We start from the raw sequence: 19,526 nt of genomic DNA, 5'->3' as shown, positions 1-19,526 counted from the left end.
GTGGGGCAATGTGCCATGGATGCTAATTATATTGAGAACCATTTACAAGCACGTGTCGGACCGATGGTAAAAAAGCTAGCTATGTATCGATTTGTTTCCCGATAATCGGATCCCAAACCCGCGGACGGATGTCGAGCCCATGGCCATCAGCAGTTCTCAAACCACCTCCAGCGCAACTACGGCTTCAGGTGCCAACCCTCTGGTGATGCGCATCATCGGCTTCTGTGCGCTGGCGCACCTGATCAATGACCTGATCCAGGCCGTGCTGCCGGCGATCTACCCAATGCTCAAGGCCAATTACAACTTGAGCTTCGCCCAGATCGGCCTGATCACTCTGACGTTCCAGATCACTGCGTCACTGTTGCAGCCGTGGGTGGGCTTTTTCACCGACAAGCGGCCGACGCCGAATCTGCTACCGCTAGGCACCCTGTGCACCTTGGTCGGGATCGTGATGCTGGCATTTGTTGGCAGCTTCCCGATGATTCTGGTGGCTTCGGCGCTGGTCGGCATCGGTTCGTCAGCATTCCACCCCGAGACATCGCGGATTGCCCGGCTGGCTTCGGGTGGGCGCTTTGGCCTGGCCCAGTCGACCTTCCAGGTCGGCGGTAATGCCGGCTCGGCGCTGGGCCCGCTGCTGGCAGCAGCGATCGTCATTCCGTTCGGCCAGACCCATGTCGCCTGGTTCGGCCTGGCTGGCTTGTTCTTCTTCGGCGTAACCCTGCTGCTGCGCCGCTGGTACAAGGAGCACCTCAACCAGGCCAAGGCGCGCAAGGCGGTAGAAGCGACCCATGGCCTGTCGCGCCAGCGCGTGATTGGCGCATTGGTGGTGTTGGGCTTGCTGGTGTTTTCCAAGTACTTCTACATGGCCAGCTTCACCAGCTATTTCACCTTCTACCTGATCGAAAAGTTCGACGTTTCGGTGGCCAGCTCGCAGTTGCACCTGTTCCTTTTCCTTGGCGCGGTGGCGGCGGGGACGTTCTTTGGTGGGCCGATTGGCGACCGCTTCGGGCGCAAGGCGGTGATCTGGTTCTCGATTCTCGGAGTAGCGCCGTTCACCCTGGCGCTGCCGTACGCCGATCAGTTCTGGACCACCATCCTCAGTGTGGTGATCGGCTTTATCCTCGCTTCGGCATTCTCGGCCATCGTCGTTTACGCCCAGGAGCTGGTGCCGGGCAATGTTGGCATGATCGCCGGGATCTTCTTCGGCCTGATGTTCGGCTTTGGCGGCATCGGCGCGGCGCTGCTGGGCTATGTGGCCGACCTGCGCGGGATCGAATACGTGTATGCGCTTTGTTCGTATCTGCCGCTGTTTGGCCTGCTGGCAATATTGCTGCCGTCTACCGGCAAACGCTGACAAGTGCAGTGGGGTCGCAATGCGGCCTCACTGCAAGTTAATAAGAGTCATTATCAATCTTATTCCTATAACGCTCACTTTCACTTAGAATCCGCCCCGCTGGCCGCAACGAGCAGTGGGCCTGCGCAAAACAACAATATCTGGCGTAGTGGAGCGGGTCGTGAATTTCAAGAAGAATACGCTTGCCCTGGCTGTGGGCGCTGCCGCGTGCCTGGCTAATAGCGGCTGGGCCGCTGAAACATCGAACGCTGCATCACCAAACGTGGTCGAGATGGCGCCAATCACGGTGACCGGCGAGAAGATCGACCGCACCCTCGAGCAGACCCAGTCCAGCGTTGTGGTCGTCACCGAGCAGCAACTGCGCGACAAGGCCGATCACAGCCTGGTTGATGTGTTTGCGCGAACGCCTGGGGTATACAGCCAGGCCGGCAACGAGAACTGGGGCATCCGTGGTGTGCCGGTGTCCGGTTTCGATGACCAGGGGCCGTCGACCATGAACGGTGCCGTGTCGGTCTATATCGATGGCGCTGTGCAGCCCAACCGGGCGCTGACCTTGAGCCCGAACCCGCTGTGGGATACCGAGCAGGTCGAGGTGTTTCTCGGCCCGCAGTCCACCACTCAAGGGCGCAACTCGCTGGCCGGTGCAGTGGTGATCAAGACCAAGGATCCGACCTTCGCCCCAAGCTTCTCTGCCCAGACCAACGTTGGCAACTACGGTGAAAAAGGCCTGGCCGTTGCTGGTGGTGGCGCCATTGTCGAGGGCAAGGTCGCCGGGCGTATCGCTGTGGACCGCCAGGACGGCGACGGCTATATCGACAATATCGCACTGGGCAAGGATGCCAACCCGCATCGCACCAGCAATGCCCGCGGCAAGTTGCTGATCCTGCCCAATGACGACCTCGATGTACTGCTGACTTATGCCCACAGCGAGCACCGTCAGGGCGACAACTCGGTCATGCGCGAGAACGACAAAGTCCGCTACTACAAGGTGTCGTCCAATACCCAGGCCTTTGACAACCTCAAGCAGGACACCGTCAGCGCCAAGGTCGACTATCGCCTGAGTGATGCCTGGTCGCTGACCAGCATGACCGTCAACACCCGCTCCGATTACAGCAACCGCCTGGACTTCGACCAGACCGCCGAGAGCAACGACGTCATCCTCCGTGCACACGATGGCAATTTATTCAGCCAGGAACTGCGGCTGAACTACAGCTCGGATGACGTGAAGAGTTTCATCGGCGCCTATTACGGCCACAGCACCAACAAATTCCATGACCGCCTGTTGTTCGATGACACCTTGTTCGCCACCGTCAAAGGCGACACGACAATCGATAACAAGGCTGTATTCGGTGAGGTTAACTGGACCTTCGCGCCGCGCTGGACGTTGATCACCGGCCTGCGTTACGACCACGAAACCAATGACACCGACGTCAAGCAGGATGACCTGTCCAGTCCGGGGCAAGTCAGCGAATCGTTTAACGCCCTGTTGCCCAAGCTGGGTCTGAACTATGAACTGGCGGCCAATCAGTTCCTCGGCTTCATGGTGCAGAAAGGCTATCGCGGCGGCGGCGTCAACGTGCGCTCCGGCAGTGGTCACGAGTCGTATGACCCGGAATACACCACCAACTATGAGCTGTCCTATCGCGGGACGTTCATGGAAGGCAGCCTGCGCACTCGCGCCAACCTCTACTACACGGACTGGAAAGACCAGCAGGTCAGCGTACGCCAGGACAACAGCAACGTAATCAATGTGTATAACGCCGGTCGCAGCACCATCAAAGGCCTGGAAGTGTTTGTCGAAAAAGACCTCAGCGAGCAACTGACGCTGACCTTGGGTGGCTCGGTCACCGATGGCAAGTACAAGGACTTCGTTGCCGGCAACGGCCAGGACCGCAGTGGCGAGGCGTTCCTCTATGCGCCCAAGTACAAGATGTCGCTGGGCGCGCTGTATCGGGTCAATGAACGCCTTACCTTCAACACCGACCTGACTTACCAAAGCACGGCGCCGTCGCAATACGACTTCAATACCGCGGGCCAGGTTATCGGTGAGCGCAGAAGCGACAACTACGTGCTGGCCAACTTCAGCAGCGAGTACAAGCTCACCAAGAACATCGCGGTGTCCGGCTTTGTCAAAAACGCCTTCGACAAGGAGTACGTGACCAACAACCGTAGCGGCGACATCATCGATGCCGGTGCGCCACGTACCTTTGGCCTGGCGCTGCGTTACGACATGTAAGCCTGGAGGCGGTGAAGCGCACGGTTCGCTTCACCGCCCTTGCATGCCCCGGATTGACGCGCTCGCCAGCCTTGGCCTAGAGTTCTGCTTCCTCTTTACCTGCGTAGTCGATGCAATGCGCCGTAGTCAGCGTCTCCTCCAAGCCCTTCAGCCTGCAGCCCAGGCCTGTCGGCGTGCCTGGCCGAGCGACACGGTGCTCAAGCGGCGGCGCAGCGTGCTGTTTGCCTTCACCTTCTCGCCACACCTTGCCCTGAACTGATTCGCGCCGCTGCGACCAGCGCCCTTTGCGCCTGGCCATGGGCGCCTGTGTGCAGTCATTTTTCAGGGTTATCAGCCGACGCGGCCGCAGGTGCCGCCGTGCCGGCATGCAAGGAGTGGGTAATGAACATGCGTTTGCTGGCGGGCCTTCTGTTCGCCGTATCGGTCGTGGGTTTCAGCCTCGGGGCGAGCCTGCCGCTGGTGTCGTTGCGGCTGCAGGACAGCGGTGCCAACACCCTGCAGATCGGCATCATGGCGGCGATACCGGCGGCGGGGATGATGCTCTCGGCGTTTCTGGTCGATGCCTGCTGCCGCTACCTGACCCGACGCACCATCTATTTGCTGTGCTTCAGCCTGTGCGCGCTGTCCATCGGCCTGTTGGAGTGGGCGTTCTCATCGATCTGGCTGCTGGCCTTGTTGCGACTGGGGCTTGGCCTGGGCATGGGGATCGCCATCATTCTGGGTGAATCGTGGGTCAACGAGCTTTGCCCGGAGCACAACCGCGGCAAGATCATGGCGCTGTACGCCACCAGTTTTACCGGCTTTCAGGTGCTTGGCCCGGCGATGCTGGCGCTGGTCGGCGCGCATAGCCCGTGGATCACCGGGGTGGTCACGGCCTGTTATGGCCTGGCCCTGCTGTGCATCGTGCTGACCGTACCCAACGACCACGTCGAACACGCTGAAGAAGACGACAAGAGCTTTACCCTGGCGGGTTTCTTCCGGGTCGCGCCGGCGCTGTGTGTGGCGGTGCTGTTCTTCTCGTTCTTCGATGCGGTGGTGCTGTCGTTGCTGCCGGTGTATGCCACCACTCATGGCTTTGCCGTGGCCGTAGCGGCGCTGATGGTGACCGTGGTGTTTGCCGGGGACATGCTGTTCCAGCTGCCGCTGGGCTGGTTGGCGGATCGGGTCGAGCGCACCGGCCTGCATTTGCTGTGCGGGGTGGTAGCAATGCTGATCGGTATTGGCTTGCCGTGGTTGCTGCAGATGAGCTGGCTGTTATGGCCGATGCTGGTGCTGCTGGGCGCAGTGGCTGGCGGCATCTACACCTTGGCGCTGGTGCTGATCGGCCAGCGCTTCAGGGGCCGCGACCTGGTCACGGCCAATGCCAGCGTCGGCCTGCTGTGGGGCGTCGGCAGCCTGATCGGGCCGCTGCTCAGCGGCGCCGCGATGGGCGCCGCACCGCATGGCCTGCCGATGGCGCTGGCACTGATGGCAGGGCTGTTCGTGTGCTTTGCCCGGCAGTCATACCGCCGCGCCGGCAAGCTCAAGGCAGCCGCCGAGTAAGCCCTCGGCGAAGGCTCAGAAGCTGCCGCGCAGGGTCACCGAGACGTTGCGCGGATCACCCCAGTAATAGCCGGTTGGCGTCGGCGCGACCTGGCGGTAGTACTTCTTGTCGAAGATGTTGTTGGCGTTGAGCTGCAGCGAGTACTGCTGGTTGAAGCGGTAGTTGACCATGCCGTTGTACACCGCATAGCCCGCCTGTGACGCTTCGGCAGTGCCATTGCGGTTGTAGATATCGCTCTGCGCCTGCACCCCGCCGCCAATGGTCCACGCCTCCAGCTCGCCCGGCAGGCGGTAGCTGGTGAACAGGCGCAACATGCGCTTGGGGTCGGTGGTGCGGATCGGGTTGCCGGTGCTGTTGCTGGTGTCCTTCAGGTACTCGGTGGTGTTGTAGGTGTAGCCACCGCCAACGTTCCAGCCCGGCAGCACTTCACCGGAAATCTCCAGCTCGAAGCCCTGGCTGCGGTTCTTGCCGGCAGCGACCTTGCAGTAGCCGCTGGTGTAGTTAGGCAGGCACGGGTTAGGGCCGCTGATGTCATCCAGGGCGTTGCCGACCTGATAGATGCGGAAGAACGCCAGCGAGGTATTCAACCGCCCTTCGTAGAACTCTCCCTTGATCCCGGTTTCGTAGGCTTCACCAGTAGTCGGCTCGAGCACCGCGCCGCTGACCCCGGTGGCGGTCTGCGGGTTGAAGATCTCGGTGTAGCTGGCGTAGGTACTGAAGTTGTCGTTGATGTCATAGATCAGCGCGGCATACGGCACGATCTTGTTGTCGACGGCGAACTTGCCGTTGGATTTGACGTTGTTTTCCTGCTCGTAGTCGTACCAGTTGTTGCGCGCACCGATGATCGCCGTCAGCGGCTCGGCCAGCGAAATGCGCCAGGTGGCATAGGCCGCCTGCTGGGTGGTACGGGTGCGCACCGGGTGCGCGAAGATGGTGATATCCGGCTCCGGCAGGCTGGTCTTCGGGTCCCAGTCGCGCAGATCGAACTGCCCCGAGGCGACGTTGTTGGTGGCCGAAGCGTATGAGTCGTTGCGGATGCGTTCGACGCCGAGCATCAATTCATGGGTGCGACCGAGCAGCTCGAACGGGCCGTTGAGGGTGGCGCTGAGGTTGTTCTGGATGCTCTCGCCGCCATCCCCTTCGGTGACCTGGTAATTCATCAGGTAGGGATTGCTGGTGCCAGCGGGCCGGCTGAAGAAGGTCTGCTTGAAGCCGTGGTCGTCAAGCTCGAAATGCGTACGCTGAGCCATCAGCTTGAGCTTCCAGTCGTTGTCGAAGCGGTGCTCCAGCTCGGCGAAAGTCTGCAGATTGCTGCGGTCCCAGCGGTTCCAGTCCGAACCCAGATAGGTGCTGCGGCCAAACGGCAGCGGCTTGCCGTCGAAGTCGGCGGGCAGGTTGCCCCAGGCGCCGGTGGCGTCGAGCTTGGTCCATTCCAGGCCGGTGGTCAGCGTTGTGCTGTCGCTGAGGTCGAAGGCGAGTACGCCGTACAGCACCTCTTTGCGCTCCATGCGCGAGTTCTGGAAGTGATCCTTGTCGTCGTGCACGGCAATCATCCGCCCACGTACGTTGCCGGTTTCGGTCAGCGGGCCGGACACATCGGCCACATAGCGCTGGGCATCCCAGCTGCCCAGGGTCACGCTGCCTTCACCCTGAAACTCGGCAGTAGGGCGCTTGCGCACCAGGTTGACCGTACCGGACGGGTTGCCGGCACCGCGCAGCATGCCGGTGGCGCCGCGCAGGATCTCGGCGCGGTCGATGATCGCCGAGTCGCTCTGGATGAACGAGCCACCGCCGCTGCCTTGCACCACGGTGGCGCCGTCGTACTGAATGGCGTCGATCGCGTAGCCGCGGGAGTAGTACTGCACGCGCTCGCTGTCGGTCATGTTGACCACCACACCCGGGGTCTGCTCGAGCAGGTTGGTCAGGTTGGTGATGTTCTGGTCGTCGATCCGCTGGCGAGTGACCACGGTGACCGATTGCGGGGTGCGGCGGATGCTCTGGGCGGTTTTGCCGATGGTCACCGCGCCGGTGGTGTAGGAGCCGGAATGCTCGGTGGTCTCGCCCAGGCGGTCGCTGGAGATGCTGGTCGCGCCCAGCTCGAGCGCGCCGCCGGCGTCGATTGCCGGGATCAGCAGGAAGCTGCTGGGGCTCTCCTGCTGGACCTGCACGTCACTGCCCTGCAGTACGATCGACAAGGCCTGGGCACTGTCATACCGGCCTTGCACGCCTCGGGTGGTCTTGCCTTGCAGGCTGTTGGCGTCGAACGACAGACTCAGGCCGCCTTGCCGGGCCAACTGGTCCAGTGCGCTGGCCAGCGGGCCGGCGGCGATGTCCCAGTCACGTTGCTGGTTCTGACTGACGGGGGCGGCCTGGACCAGCACGGGCAGAGCGGCGGCGCTCAGGCCGAGGCCGAGCAGGGCGGCCTGGACGGCATGCCGCAGGCGATCGGGGCGGTGGGGACGGCGGTGAATCATGCAGCGCTCCTGAAGATGATCAAGTCCACTTTTCGGGCTTTGTTCCTTCAGGCCGAGCGAGAATGAGATTCCACCTCATTTATTTTGAGTTTTTTCAGGCCGCACCGATGCTGACCCAGTAGCGTGTGCGGTAGTCGATCCGCACCGGCAGGGTGCGCGCCAGCAGCAACAGAATTTGTTCGGTATCGGCCAATTGGTAGGTACCGGACACCCTCAACCGAGCAACCTCATCTGCACAGCGCAACAGCCCTGGCCGGTAGCGCGACAGCTCGCTGATGAACTCGCCAAGGGGCATCTGCTGCACGCTGAGCACGCCGTCGGTCCAGGCCCAGGGATCGCCATGCAGTTGCACCGCTGACGCGGCGCCAGACATCGACAATTGCACTACCTGGCCCGCCTGCACCTGTCGCAACGGGTTGCTCTGCGAGTCAACAGTGACTGAGCCACGACGCACCGCCAGCAACAAGCCGGCATCGTTTTCGCGCAACAACAATTGCCCGTTCTGCGTGCTCAGCTGACCCACCCGAGTACTGACGATGAAAGGCCGGTTATCGGCGCCATTGCTGTCCAGCGTCAGCTCGCCACGCAGCAGGCTCAACTGGCGCTGATCGCTGCTGTAGCGCAGGTCGATGGCGCTGGCGGTGTTGAGCTGGATTGTGCTGCCGTCGCTGCCTTGCACCTGGCGTTGCTCGCCGGTGCCGGTACTGCTGTCGGCGAGCAATGCCTGCAGGCCGAGGGGTTCACGCGCCGCCCAGCCGAGGCTGCCGCCAACCGCCAGCACGGCCATCAGCTTGAGCTGATCGCGGCGGCTGATGCGCTGCCGGCGGCTGCCATCGAGGGTGCGCCGGCTCAAGTCGCTGGGCAGGCCGGCCAGCTCTTCGCTCAGCTCGCTGACCCGTTGCCAGGCCAGGGCATTATGCGGATGGCTGGCAAGCCATTGCTGGAACTGGCGCTGGGTGCGTGCACTCGGCTCGTCGAAACGCAGCTTGACCAGCCAGTCGATGGCCTGATCGACCTGGGCCTGCGCCGGCGTGCGCTCAGAGGTCGGCATAGCGCAACCGGTAGCAGACGCCAAGTGCCTTGGCCAGGTCGCGTTCGATGGTGGCGCGGGAAACCTCCAGGCGCAGGGCGATTTGGGTAATGCTCAGGCCATCCAGCTGCGCCAGCAAAAACGCCTGGCGCACCCGCGGCTTGAGTTGCTGCAGGGCGCGATCCAGGCGTTCGAGGGTATCGAGAATGATTAGCCGGTACTCTTCGCTGGGCGCTTCGCCCTCGGGCAGGCAGGCCAGGCTGTCCTGATAGGCCCGCTCCAGTGCACGGCGGCGAAACTGATCGATCATCAGGCCACGGGCGATGCTGCTCAGATAAGCGCGGGGTTCCTTCAGCGGTGATACCTGGCGTGCCCGCAACAGGCGGACGAAGGTGTCCTGGGCCAGGTCGGCAGCGTTTTCCATGCAGCCGACTCTAGTCCGCAGCCAGCCACGCAGCCAGGCGTGGTGGGTTTGATAGAGCAGATCGACCTCGGACGGCTTGAGCGTGTCGTTCATCTGCATCTGATCAATCGCCCTGAACTAGAGTTATATGCGTTTGTTAATGGTTCTCAATTCTATGGGTGAAGTAGGGTTCAGGTAAAGGCCTGGGCTAAGATGGGCGATCAGGCTCAACACAGGTTTTTGCCAATGATTGTGTCCGACCTCAGCGCGGCGGGGCTGCAGCAGGCCAGCGTTCATCTGGCCAGCATTGATGCTGACTGGGCCCGTCATGTTGCGACGATAGGCCCTTGCCTGCATCGCGCTACGCCCGGGCGTGAGCCCTATGAGGCGTTGGTGCGGGCGATTGCCTACCAGCAGTTGCACGCGCGCGCGGCCGAGGCGATCTTGCAGCGGATGCTCGCGTTATATCCGGAGGCGGCGTTTCCCAGCCCTCAGCAGTTGCTGGCGACCACTCCGTTGGCGCTGCGCGGGTGTGGTTTTTCGGCGAACAAGTTGGCCACTGTGCAGGGCATTGCCCAGGCCCGCCTCGACGGCCTGGTGCCAAGCCGGGCCGAGGCGCTGGGTATGGCCGATGACGAATTGATCGAGCGGCTGGTGACGTTGCGTGGGGTCGGCCGCTGGACGGTAGAGATGCTGCTGATCTACTGCCTGGAGCGCTCGGATATCCTTCCGGTCGATGATTTTGGTGTGCGCGAGGGTTATCGGCGCATCAAGGGTCTGGACAAGGCGCCGACGCCTGCGCAGATGCGCGCGTTGGCACTACCCTTGAGCCCCTATCGGACCGCTGCGGCGTGGTATCTGTGGCGTGCAGTAGGCTGACCAGTGGAACAAGCGCAAGAATCGGAGTGAACGCTGGCTGAGGCTCTGCCACGCTTTGCCCATCCCAGCCAGGAGACTGCGACATGCAGCCTGTCGACACTACCAGCGCCCGGCGTACCGCATTGATTGCGCGCGCCTGCCGCCTGATCGAAACCAGTGAGAGCCTGCCCAGCCTTGACCAACTGGCGGCCGAGCTCGCGGTCAGCCGGTTTCATCTGCACCGCCTGTTCAAGGCCGAGACCGGCCTTACCCCCAAGGCCTATGCCTCGGCATTTCGCGCCCAGCGCCTGCGCGAGCGCTTGCAAGGCGAGGCGGCGACCGTGACCGAAGCGCTGTTCGATGCCGGCTACAACTCCAACAGCCGCTTCTACGAAGGCGCCGGCCAACGCCTGGGCATGTTGCCCAAGCAGTACCGCGCACGTGGTGCAGGCGCGACCATCTACTTTGCCGTTGGGCAGTGCGCGCTGGGCGCGATTCTGGTGGCGCAGAGTGCGCGTGGGGTCTGCGCGATATTTCTTGGCGATGACCCTGCGCAGTTGCTGAATGACCTGCAGGATCAGTTCGCCAACGCCGAACTGATCGGTGCAGACAGCCGCTTCGAGCAGTTGATCGCGCAGGTAGTGGGCTTTGTTGAACAACCCGCACTGGGCCTTAACCTGCCGCTGGATGTGCAGGGCACGGCGTTTCAGGAGCGGGTCTGGCAGGCCTTGCGTGAAGTCCCGGCAGGCCAGCGCGTCAGCTATACCGATATCGCCGAGCGCATCGGTGCGCCAAAAGCCGTGCGGGCAGTAGCACTCGCTTGTGCAGCCAACCGCATCGCCGTGGCCATCCCCTGTCATCGGGTCGTTCGCCGTGACGGTGATCTGAGCGGCTACCGCTGGGGAGTTGAGCGTAAACGGCAGTTGCTGGAGCGAGAAACGGCACTTCCCTAAGCCGGCAAGCGGCGTAGAATTCGCCGCCAGCAGAGTCTGTCTATAGGTGATTTCGATGAGGCGTGTAAGCCTTGACCGTTTGTGTGTGGGGTTACTGGCCCTGCTTATGTGGGTGGCGACTCCGGCCTGGTCGGCGGGCGCTACGCCGGTATCGCAACTGCTGGCCGGGGAAATGCCGGCGCTGGAAGAAAACGCCAGCCTGGAGCAGTTGACCGATCGGCTCGACCAGATCCGCCAGGGCGTTACCAGCAATGCCAATGACGACCAGCTGTCACAGCTGCGTCAGGCGGCCATGCAGGTGCAGCGCCAGGCCGATGCGCTGACCACCGTGCGCACCACCGACATTACTCGCCTGGATGATCAGCTCAAGGTGCTTGGCGATGTGCTGCCCGACGAGGGCGAAAGCATCACCCGCCAGCGTCAGCAGCTCACCAGTGACAAGAAGAAGCTACTGGCCGAGCAGAAGAACGCCACCCAGCTGACTCAGTCAGCGCGTGACTTGTCGACCCAGATCGTCAACCTGCGCCGCAGCCAGTTCAACTCGCAGGTCACCAGCCGCGCCGCCAGCCCGCTGAGCCCGGCGTTCTGGTCAAGCATGATTCGCCCGACCGACGATGACGTCGCCCGCTTGCAGGCCTTGAAGACCGAGGCCAGTGATGCCCTGGCCAGCGCGCTCAGCCCTGAACACCGCTGGCTGTTCATCGCCAGCCTGGTCGCCGCGCTGCTGGTATGGACATTGGCGCGTTTGCTGGTCGAGCGTCTGCTGGCCGATGCGATGGTCCGTTGGCTGCCTGAAGGCCGCCTGCGCCGCAGCGCCCTGGCGCTGGGCGTCAGCCTGGCCACGCTGGCGACCATTGCCGGTTCGGTGTCGCTGGTGCGCTGGGGGCTGGAGACCAGCGCCGAGCTGGGCGCCGATATCGCCAGCCTGATCAACCACGTGCTGACGCTGGTGGTGTTCAGTGCCTTCATCACCGGCCTGGGCCGGGCCATGCTGATGCTGCAGCGGCCGTCCTGGCGGCTGCCGCCGATTCCCGACGAAGTGGCCAGCGCGCTGGGCTGGTTCCCCAAGGTGCTGGCCGTAGCGCTGATGGTGCTGTTGACCCAGGAGCGGATCAACAGTGTGATTGGCACCAGCCTGGCGTTGACCGTTGCCACCAATGGCCTGACCGCTTTGGTGGTGTCGCTGGTGTTCTTCGCCGCCCTGGTGCGCTACCGCCGCACCCGACGCAAGCACCAGATCGAGCGACCAAGCGGCCTCGCCGGGCTGATCCCGTTCGTGATCGTGGTCTGGGTGTTGCTGATCCTGCTGGCATTGCTGGCGGGCTACCTGACCCTGGCGTACTTCCTCGCGGCGAAAATGCTCTGGATCAGCGTGGTCGTCACCTGCGCGTACCTGCTGGTGACGGTATTCGGCGACCTCTGCGAAACCCTGCTCTCGCCACGCCAGCCTGGTGGCCTGGCGTTGGCTTCGACGCTCGGCTTGAAGCCGCGTCATCAAGCCCAGGCCAGCACTGTTCTGGCTGGCATCGGTCGCACCCTGTTGCTGTTCCTCGCCGCGCTGCTGGCGCTGATGCCGTCCGGCACCAGCCCTAGCGAGCTGCTGATGAGCCTGGCTGATTGGGACGGCAGCGGCGGCAAGGTGCTCGGCAATCTGAACATCGTGCCGCAGGATATTTTCATCGCTGTGGCGATGTTCCTCGGTGGGCTGTTTGCCATTCGTGTGGTCAAGCGCTGGCTGAGCGAGCGTCTGCTGCCCGAGACCGATATGGACGCCGGCATGCGTGCCTCGCTGGTGACCCTGGTCGGCTATCTGGGCTTCCTGTTCCTGGCGATGCTGGTGATGACGACCCTGCGCATCAACCTGACCAGCCTGACCTGGGTGGTCAGTGCGTTGTCGGTGGGTATCGGTTTCGGCCTGCAGCAGATCGTGCAGAACTTCATCTCCGGCCTGATCCTGCTCACCGAGCGCCCGGTCAAGGTCGGCGACTGGGTCAGCCTGGCTGGCGTCGAAGGCGATATCCGCCGGATCAACGTGCGCGCCACCGAGATCCAGATGTCCGACCGTTCGACGGTGATCGTGCCGAATTCGCAGTTCATCTCGCAGAACGTGCGCAACGTGACCATGGGCAATGCGCTGGGTGTGGTGGGTATCACCCTGACCCTGCCGCTGGAAACCGACCCTGATCAGGTGCGCGACCTGCTGATGGCGGCGTACCACGAGCACGAGGCGATTCTGGATGCGCCGGCGCCCTCGGTGACCTTCAAGGACCTTACCGCCAGTGGCATGACGCTGAGCGTCAGCGGCTATGTGGCCAGCCCGCGGCAGGTCTCCGGCACCCGCAGCGACCTGCTGTTCACCGTGCTCGGCCGCTTGCGCGATGCCGACATTCCGCTGTCTTCGCCGCAGAGCATGGTGCTGGTGCAGGAAGCGCCCAAGCCCGCCGACGAACCCGCCTGATCGTGGTAGCGGCGCGCCCCTTGCTGGCCAAGGGGCGCGTCGGCTAGCCCAGGCAGCGGGTCACATGCTTGACTGCCTGATAGGCCGACAACCCCCATGGCCCCAGCTCGCGGCCAATGCCGCTGGCCTTGGTACCGCCCCAGGACGTTTCGACGAACACCGCTTGCACCGAGTTGATCCAGACATGGCCGACTTCAAGGCTGTCGGTGACCCGTTCGGCGCGCTGCAGGTCGCTGGAGCATACCGTGGCTACGAGGCCGAAGCGGCTGTCATTGGCTAGCTCGATTGCCTGCTGTTCGGTGCTGAAACGCCGCGCGCAGAGTACCGGGCCGAAGATCTCTTCCTGCCACAGGCGGCTGCTCGCGGGCACATCGACATACAGCGTCGGGCTGACAAACCAGCCGTCGCGGTCCAGCGCCTTGCCGCCGGCCAGGCAGCGCAGGCCTTCATCGCGCGCGCTGGCAAAGTAACCTGCCACTTTCAGCCACTGCGCCTGGCTGGTCAGCGGGCCCATGTCGACTTCTTCGCGTGACGGATTCCCCACCCGCAGTTGAGTCAAAGCACGCTGCAAGTTGCTGAGCAGCGCGTCGGCGATGCCTTCCTGCACCAGCAAACGCGAGGTCGCCGAGCACATCTGGCCGGCGTTCCAGGTGATGCCGGCGATTATCCAGTCAACTGCCTGCTGCACGTCGCAATCGTCGAACACAATGATTGCCGACTTGCCGCCCAGCTCCAGTGTCAGCGGCCGGCAGTGCACTGCCGAAGCGCGCATGACCTGGCTGCCAACGCCATTGCTGCCGGTGAATGACAGCTTGTCCAGGCCGGGGTGGCCGCTCAGTGCGGCACCAGTCTCGGCCTTGCCATTGACGATGTTCAGCACGCCTGCGGGCAGGCCGATCTGACTGGCGATTTCGCCGTAGGCCAGCTCCACCAGTGGCGTGACTTCGGAGGGCTTGAGCACCACCGTGCAGCCTGCCGCCAGGGCCGGGGCGAGCTTCCAGGCGCTGGTGACCAGCGGGAAGTTCCACGGCACGACCAGGCCAACCACACCGATCGGTTCCAGCCGCGTACGCGAGGTGAAGCCTGGCACTGCCAAGGGTACTTCGCGGTTGCTCGCCGGCGATTGCTCGGCCAGCGCTGCGTAATAGGTGAAAGTCGCAACGGCGTCATCGAGGTCGACTTCAGCCTCGTGGCGGGGCTTGCCGTTGTTGCGCATCTGCAGGGCGACCAACGCTTCACGACGCGCCGTCAGCTGCTCGGCGAAGCCGTGCAAGAGGCGGGCGCGCTCACTTGCCGGGGTGGCTTTCCAGGCCGGCAGCGCCTGTCGCGCGGCGGTAACCGCCAGGTCAACCTGGGCCGTGCTGGCGGCCATCAGCTCGGCGAATGGCACGCCCAGCGCGGGGTCGTGGACGGTGATGCAGTCAGTGCCTTGGCCTTCGACCCAGCAGCCATCGATGTAGTTGAACGTGTTCATGGGCAGATTCCAGTCAGGCCATTTCGGCGGCAGAAGTTACCGGTTGCGGCGCGCTGTTTTTGCAGCGCACCCAGCGTGGGCCGTTCGGCCCATACACGCCCGCGGGTTCGGGGAACAGCCGGAGCAGGCTGAGGTAGAGCAGGGCGGCCACGCCCAGGGTTACCGGCAGGCTGACGTCGATGCCGCCTGCCAGTTCACCCAGCGGGCCGACAAATTGCCCCGGCAGATTGACGAAGCACAGGCCCAGCGCCGCGCTGGGCAGCCAGGCGCCCATGCCGCGCCAGTTCCAGCCATGCAGAAACCAGTAGTGGCCGCCGCGCTGGCCGCGGGTGAACACTTGCAGGTCGTCGGCATGGTAGAAGCCACGGCGGGTGATCAGGCCAAGAATCATGATCACCATCCATGGGCTGGTGCAGGTGATGATCAGCACGGCGAAGGTCGACACACTTTGCACCAGGTTGAAGGTGAAGCGGCCAAGGAAGATAAAGCCGATCGCCGCCACGCCAATCAGCAGCGTGGCCGCCGCGCGGCTGAGCAGCCGCGGGAACACGCTGGACATGTCCAGCCCGGTGCCATACAGCGCGGTGGTACCGGTCGACATGCCGCCGATTACCGCAATCAGGCACACCGGCAAGAAGAACCAGCTCGGCGAGATCGCCAGCAGGCCGCCGACATAGTTGTTGGCAGCGATGTAGTCAGGCGCCTGGCTGGCGACCAGTGTGGCCGTGCACAGGCCGAACAGAAACGGGATCAAGGTGGCGGCCTGGGCGCCAATCACGGCCAGCATGATCCGCGCTTTTGGCGTTTCGCGCGGGATGTAGCGTGACCAGTCGCCGAGAAACGCACCGAACGACACCGGGTTGCTCATGGCCAGGATCGCCGCGCCGACAAACGCCGCCCAGAAGCCCGCCTGGCCGACATTGACGCTACCCGCGTAGCCCGCGTCGAAGGGCCCGGCGAAGGCGAAGATGCCCAGCAGAAACAGCAGGCTCGAGGCCCACACGGCGATCTTGTTGACCCACAGCATGAAGCGAAAACCGTAGATGCACACCACCAGCACCAGCACCGCGAACAGGCCATAGGCAAGGCCCAGAGTCAGGTCGGTTTCCGGCAGCCCGATCAGCCTTTTGGCGCCACCGACCAAGGCATCGCCGGAGCTCCACACCGACAGGGAAAAGAACGCGACGGCGGTCAGCAATGACAGAAATGAGCCGACAATGCGCCCGTGTACGCCAAAGTGTGCACCGGACGATACAGCGTTGTTGGTGCCATTGAGTGCTCCGAACAGGCCCATGGGCGCAAGGATCACGGCACCGATGCCAACGCCCAGCAGAATCGCCCAGACGCCGGCCTGGAATGACAGCCCGAACAGCACCGGGAAGCTGCCGAGCACGGCAGTGGCAAAGGTATTGGCGCCGCCGAAGATCAGGCGGAACAGGTCCAGCGGGGTGGCATGGCGTTGCTCGTCGGGGATTTGCTCGACGCCATTGCTCTCGATACCGGTCGAGTGGCTCATGTTGATGCTCCAGCGCGGTTGTTGTTGGTCGGCGCAAGGCGCGGACGCTTTTGTGGGTGCGTTGGCAGAAGCGGCAGGGCCGCAAGGTGTGCTGCTGGGTCAGGCTGGCGAAACGACCGAGAGATGCTCATGGCACGCCAGCCAGCGGCAGTCGTGACGGCGGAACAGGATGGTCTCGCGCTCGGCCAGTTGTTGTTCTTCACCGTTCAGGCTGATGCGCGTGTCGACATCGTGGATGAAGATTGCCAGGTCGCCCTGAAGGGTGATGCTGGCGTTGCTCGATTGGCAATCGAGCACTTTGAAGCCATCGGCCTGCCACTGCTGCCAGAGGGTTTGGTATTGCTGACGCGAGAACAGAGGCTGGGGGAGGGTGTGGAAGACGAAACTGGCGTCTTCGCTGAAGCAGGCGAAGTAGCGCTGGGTGTCGTTGCTGGCAAAGGCGGCTACCAGCTCGGCGGCGGCCTGGCTTACCTGGAGGGTCTGGTCCACTGCGGTGGCCTCACGGTTATTGTGATTATGGTGGGCGGATTTTGCGCAGGGTTTGCGGGGCGAAGAATCTGCTGGGAGAAATAATTAGTTCAGGGATTTGTGAACTGATGCGGTGGGCTGATCGCCGTCTGGTCAGCCGGCTGATGATCAGCCTTTATGCGTGCTGCTCCAGATGACCGAGAAATGGGGGCCAAAATTGTACCGATCTGCTGCTGTCAGGGTTCAATCCGCTGAATTGATAATGCGCCTGCACGATTTAGGAATTGTCTTATTCGAGAGTGGCCTGCAACTAAATAAAGTAGTGGTCCGTGTTGTGGAAGTCTCCAGGAAATGCCCGTCCTTCGACAGTGTCTTGTTCAAACTGGAGGTAGTGTGCGGAGTCAACCGCTTCGCAGTTAACGACGTTTAAATGAGAGTGAGTGATGCTAAGGAAACTTACATTATATGTGTTGTTGGGTGCGGTACTGTCCGGGTGCGGCACCATCAATACGGTATTTAGTTCGGATGCCGACACGATAAACTCGCTGAGAAAAGCAAAGACCCGGTGCGAGACTGTTCCGCGTGTTTATAGTGGGCTGTCGTATGACTTGTGTGTGATGCATGGCCCACCGCAGGTGACTGAGCGGGACCCTGCCGCGCCGGCCATGATTCCCCTCCAGATCATCGACTTGATCCCATCCGGGGTTATCGACACCCTGTTGCTGCCCTATACAATTTATCTGCAAAGCTCGCAGGGTAGCCTCGACTTATGAGGGGCGCGTGCCGGGCTGAGTGGCCCCGTGGGATGACAGTCAGAGAGATCCGGGCTTTTCTTTCCGAGCAGTACGGAACAGAGGTCTCGCCCGACTTCATCAGCTCCGTGACCGATGAGGTCATGGAAGAAATTGGCGCATGGCACCAGCGGCCACTGGAGCCGATGTATCCGGTGATTTTCTTTGATGCTTTGCGGGTCAAAATTCGGATAAGCCCCCACAACAACCGTAAGCAAAAACTACTCAGCTGCGGCGATACACCACAGCACTCCAATACCGACTATCACCGGACGCCTGCAGCACCCAGCCTGCAGCCCGCAACCGCTTGCCAATCAACCGATTCATGATGCCGTGCCCAACCAACAACACCGGCCCACCCTCAGCCATCGACTGCAACCGCCGAGCCCCGTCATCCGCCCGCGCCCCGGCTGCCTTGGCCGACTCAACCCCCGCCGAATAGCCGCACAACCACAGCACTCGCAGCACAGCCGCCCAGGTAAACGGCGAAAGCTTCGCCAACCGCCCACGGCCACCCGGCAACTGCGCCTCGCAGAACACCGCATCAACCACAGCAGGCTCGACCCCCAGCGCCTGCGCCGAGCTCAGCGCACGCGGCGCGCTGCTGCAGGCAATTACCTGCGCACCAGCCGCCAACTGCACGCTGGCAGCAGGTGCAGGGTCTTGGGTGATGACTGAGCGATCATAGTCTTCGATCCAACCCCGCATGTCACCGAGGGCAACTCGACTGGTCACAGCCAGTTGCGGCTGGCCATGACGCATAAGAATAATCTGCTGTTCCATGCTGCTCTGCTTCCTTGTTGAATTCGCCACAAAAAAAATCCGACGCCAAGGCATCGGATTTTTCACATCAACCTGAAACCAATCAGACGTTGAAGCGGAAGTGCATCACATCGCCGTCTTTGACGATGTAATCCTTACCTTCCAGGCGCCACTTGCCTGCTTCCTTGGCGCCGCTCTCACCTTTGAACTGAATGAAGTCGTCATAGGCGACTACTTCAGCACGGATGAAGCCTTTCTCGAAGTCGGTGTGGATCACGCCAGCCGCCTGCGGTGCGGTAGCACCGATGCGCACAGTCCAGGCGCGTACTTCCTGCACACCGGCGGTGAAGTAGGTCTGCAGGTTGAGCAGCTCGTAACCGGCGCGAATCACCCGGTTCAGGCCAGGCTCTTCCAGGCCCAGGGCTTCGAGGAACATGTCCTTCTCTTCGCCGTCATCGAGCTCGGCAATCTCGGCCTCGATCTTGTTGCATACCGGCACCACCACCGCGCCTTCTTCTTCAGCAATCGCGCGCACTACATCCAGGTGCGGATTGTTGTCGAAGCCGTCTTCAGCAACGTTGGCGATGTACATCACCGGCTTGCTGGTCAGCAGATGGAAGCCACGGATCACGGCCTTCTCGTCGTCACCCATGGTCTTCATCAGGCTGCGCGCTGGTTTGCCTTCAGTGAAGTGCGGGATCAGCTTCTCGAGGATGGCCTTCTGCGCGAGGGCCTCCTTGTCACCGCCCTTGGCATTGCGGGTGACTTTCTGCAGTTGCTTCTCGCAGCTGTCGAGGTCGGCGAAGATCAGCTCGAGGTCGATGATCTCGATGTCACGCTTGGGGTCGACGCTGTTGGAGACGTGAATCACGTTCTCGTCTTCGAAGCAGCGCACCACGTGGGCGATGGCGTCGGTCTCGCGGATGTTGGCGAGGAACTTGTTGCCCAGGCCTTCACCTTTGGAGGCACCAGCAACCAGGCCGGCGATGTCGACGAACTCCATGGTGGTCGGCAGGATGCGGTTCGGCTTGACGATTTCAGCCAGAGCCGCGAGGCGCGCATCCGGCATCGGCACGATACCGCTGTTCGGCTCGATGGTGCAGAAGGGGAAGTTCTCAGCCGCGATGCCGGACTTGGTCAGCGCGTTGAACAGGGTGGACTTGCCGACGTTGGGCAGGCCGACGATGCCGCAATTGAAACCCATGG

The 19,526-nt window shown here is 62.6% G+C and carries 14 protein-coding genes and 2 pseudogenes; 8 read left to right on the top strand and 8 right to left on the bottom strand.

The window, feature by feature from the left end; genetic code table 11:
- Positions 1 to 139: 139 nt before the first annotated feature.
- The 3 genes from ACIOAU_RS22115 (at position 140) to ACIOAU_RS22105 (ending at position 5,132) form a co-directional block, all read left to right on the top strand.
- The gene (locus tag ACIOAU_RS22115) at positions 140 to 1,354 is read left to right on the top strand and encodes an MFS transporter (protein WP_101316450.1); all 1,215 of its coding nucleotides are present in this window, start codon (positions 140 to 142) and stop codon (positions 1,352 to 1,354) included.
- 160 nt (positions 1,355 to 1,514) lie between these two features.
- Positions 1,515 to 3,590 carry a TonB-dependent receptor gene (locus tag ACIOAU_RS22110; protein ID WP_401184629.1) on the top strand — a complete coding sequence of 692 codons (2,076 nt, stop codon included), beginning with the start codon at positions 1,515 to 1,517 and terminating at the stop codon, positions 3,588 to 3,590.
- 381 nt (positions 3,591 to 3,971) lie between these two features.
- Positions 3,972 to 5,132: an MFS transporter gene (locus ACIOAU_RS22105; RefSeq protein WP_150570037.1), complete on the top strand. Its 1,161-nt coding sequence runs from the start codon at positions 3,972 to 3,974 to the stop codon at positions 5,130 to 5,132.
- Between the two features lie 15 nt (positions 5,133 to 5,147).
- Here ACIOAU_RS22105 and ACIOAU_RS22100 read toward each other — a convergent pair whose 3' ends face one another.
- The 3 genes from ACIOAU_RS22100 to ACIOAU_RS22090 all read right to left on the bottom strand — a co-directional run bounded on the left by ACIOAU_RS22100 (position 5,148) and on the right by ACIOAU_RS22090 (position 9,160).
- Positions 5,148 to 7,607 (bottom strand): TonB-dependent siderophore receptor, encoded by a 2,460-nt coding sequence (locus tag ACIOAU_RS22100; protein WP_312390120.1) that lies wholly within the window; start codon positions 7,605 to 7,607, stop codon positions 5,148 to 5,150.
- A 94-nt stretch (positions 7,608 to 7,701) separates the two neighbouring features.
- Entirely contained in the window at positions 7,702 to 8,658 is a 957-nt protein-coding gene (locus tag ACIOAU_RS22095; protein WP_101316459.1) for a FecR domain-containing protein, read from the bottom strand.
- Entirely contained in the window at positions 8,645 to 9,160 is a 516-nt protein-coding gene (locus ACIOAU_RS22090; RefSeq protein WP_101316461.1) for a sigma-70 family RNA polymerase sigma factor, read from the bottom strand. The genes ACIOAU_RS22095 and ACIOAU_RS22090 overlap by 14 nt, the downstream gene beginning before the upstream one ends.
- A 126-nt stretch (positions 9,161 to 9,286) precedes the next feature.
- Here ACIOAU_RS22090 and ACIOAU_RS22085 point away from each other — a divergent pair, with 126 nt between their 5' ends.
- The 3 genes and pseudogenes from ACIOAU_RS22085 (at position 9,287) to ACIOAU_RS22075 (ending at position 13,309) form a co-directional block, all read left to right on the top strand.
- Positions 9,287 to 9,919 (top strand): DNA-3-methyladenine glycosylase, encoded by a 633-nt coding sequence (locus ACIOAU_RS22085; protein WP_150570039.1) that lies wholly within the window; start codon positions 9,287 to 9,289, stop codon positions 9,917 to 9,919.
- Positions 9,920 to 10,047: 128 nt separating this feature from the next.
- Positions 10,048 to 10,851: pseudogene (gene ada, locus ACIOAU_RS22080) on the top strand (bifunctional DNA-binding transcriptional regulator/O6-methylguanine-DNA methyltransferase Ada); the annotation flags it as partial.
- A 55-nt stretch (positions 10,852 to 10,906) separates the two neighbouring features.
- Positions 10,907 to 13,309 (top strand): DUF3772 domain-containing protein, encoded by a 2,403-nt coding sequence (locus ACIOAU_RS22075; RefSeq protein WP_150570041.1) that lies wholly within the window; start codon positions 10,907 to 10,909, stop codon positions 13,307 to 13,309.
- Between the two features lie 43 nt (positions 13,310 to 13,352).
- Here ACIOAU_RS22075 and ACIOAU_RS22070 read toward each other — a convergent pair whose 3' ends face one another.
- From ACIOAU_RS22070 to ACIOAU_RS22060, 3 genes are all read right to left on the bottom strand, one after another.
- The gene (locus ACIOAU_RS22070; protein WP_401184622.1) at positions 13,353 to 14,783 is read right to left on the bottom strand and encodes an aldehyde dehydrogenase family protein; all 1,431 of its coding nucleotides are present in this window, start codon (positions 14,781 to 14,783) and stop codon (positions 13,353 to 13,355) included.
- A gap of 13 nt (positions 14,784 to 14,796) precedes the next feature.
- Positions 14,797 to 16,299, bottom strand: coding sequence for a cytosine permease (locus ACIOAU_RS22065; RefSeq protein WP_259077768.1), 1,503 nt, complete (start codon positions 16,297 to 16,299; stop codon positions 14,797 to 14,799).
- A 99-nt stretch (positions 16,300 to 16,398) separates the two neighbouring features.
- Positions 16,399 to 16,788, bottom strand: coding sequence for a nuclear transport factor 2 family protein (locus tag ACIOAU_RS22060; protein WP_188035343.1), 390 nt, complete (start codon positions 16,786 to 16,788; stop codon positions 16,399 to 16,401).
- Between the two features lie 422 nt (positions 16,789 to 17,210).
- On the opposite strand from ACIOAU_RS22060, the gene ACIOAU_RS22055 reads away from it, so the two are divergent.
- Positions 17,211 to 17,540 (top strand): YceK/YidQ family lipoprotein, encoded by a 330-nt coding sequence (locus ACIOAU_RS22055; protein ID WP_101316476.1) that lies wholly within the window; start codon positions 17,211 to 17,213, stop codon positions 17,538 to 17,540.
- Positions 17,541 to 17,554: 14 nt separating this feature from the next.
- A pseudogene (locus ACIOAU_RS22050) lies at positions 17,555 to 17,794 on the top strand (transposase); the annotation flags it as partial.
- On the opposite strand, the gene ACIOAU_RS22045 reads toward ACIOAU_RS22050, so the two are convergent.
- Complete coding sequence (locus tag ACIOAU_RS22045; RefSeq protein WP_401184617.1) at positions 17,784 to 18,341, bottom strand: histidine phosphatase family protein; 558 nt, start codon at positions 18,339 to 18,341, stop codon at positions 17,784 to 17,786. The pseudogene ACIOAU_RS22050 and the gene ACIOAU_RS22045 overlap by 11 nt on opposite strands.
- A gap of 82 nt (positions 18,342 to 18,423) precedes the next feature.
- On the bottom strand, positions 18,424 to 19,524 hold the full coding sequence (gene ychF / locus ACIOAU_RS22040) for a redox-regulated ATPase YchF (protein ID WP_101316480.1): 1,101 nt from the start codon (positions 19,522 to 19,524) through the stop codon (positions 18,424 to 18,426).
- Between the last annotated feature and the right edge of the window lie 2 nt (positions 19,525 to 19,526).

The sequence above is a fragment of the Pseudomonas sp. NPDC088322 genome (assembly GCF_044740745.1).
Taxonomy (GTDB): domain Bacteria; phylum Pseudomonadota; class Gammaproteobacteria; order Pseudomonadales; family Pseudomonadaceae; genus Aquipseudomonas; species Aquipseudomonas shirazensis.
This window is presented reverse-complemented; position numbering and strand designations above follow the sequence as displayed.

Coding starts and splice junctions, on each gene's coding strand:
- ACIOAU_RS22115 (WP_101316450.1), top strand. CDS start 140: ATGGCCATCAGCAGTTCTCAAACCACCTCCAGCGCAACTACGGCTTCA.
- ACIOAU_RS22105 (WP_150570037.1), top strand. CDS start 3,972: ATGAACATGCGTTTGCTGGCGGGCCTTCTGTTCGCCGTATCGGTCGTG.
- ACIOAU_RS22100 (WP_312390120.1), bottom strand. CDS start 7,607: ATGATTCACCGCCGTCCCCACCGCCCCGATCGCCTGCGGCATGCCGTC.
- ACIOAU_RS22095 (WP_101316459.1), bottom strand. CDS start 8,658: ATGCCGACCTCTGAGCGCACGCCGGCGCAGGCCCAGGTCGATCAGGCC.
- ACIOAU_RS22090 (WP_101316461.1), bottom strand. CDS start 9,160: ATGCAGATGAACGACACGCTCAAGCCGTCCGAGGTCGATCTGCTCTAT.
- ACIOAU_RS22085 (WP_150570039.1), top strand. CDS start 9,287: ATGATTGTGTCCGACCTCAGCGCGGCGGGGCTGCAGCAGGCCAGCGTT.
- ACIOAU_RS22075 (WP_150570041.1), top strand. CDS start 10,907: ATGAGGCGTGTAAGCCTTGACCGTTTGTGTGTGGGGTTACTGGCCCTG.
- ACIOAU_RS22070 (WP_401184622.1), bottom strand. CDS start 14,783: ATGAACACGTTCAACTACATCGATGGCTGCTGGGTCGAAGGCCAAGGC.
- ACIOAU_RS22065 (WP_259077768.1), bottom strand. CDS start 16,299: ATGAGCCACTCGACCGGTATCGAGAGCAATGGCGTCGAGCAAATCCCC.
- ACIOAU_RS22055 (WP_101316476.1), top strand. CDS start 17,211: ATGCTAAGGAAACTTACATTATATGTGTTGTTGGGTGCGGTACTGTCC.
- ACIOAU_RS22045 (WP_401184617.1), bottom strand. CDS start 18,341: ATGGAACAGCAGATTATTCTTATGCGTCATGGCCAGCCGCAACTGGCT.
- ychF (WP_101316480.1), bottom strand. CDS start 19,524: ATGGGTTTCAATTGCGGCATCGTCGGCCTGCCCAACGTCGGCAAGTCC.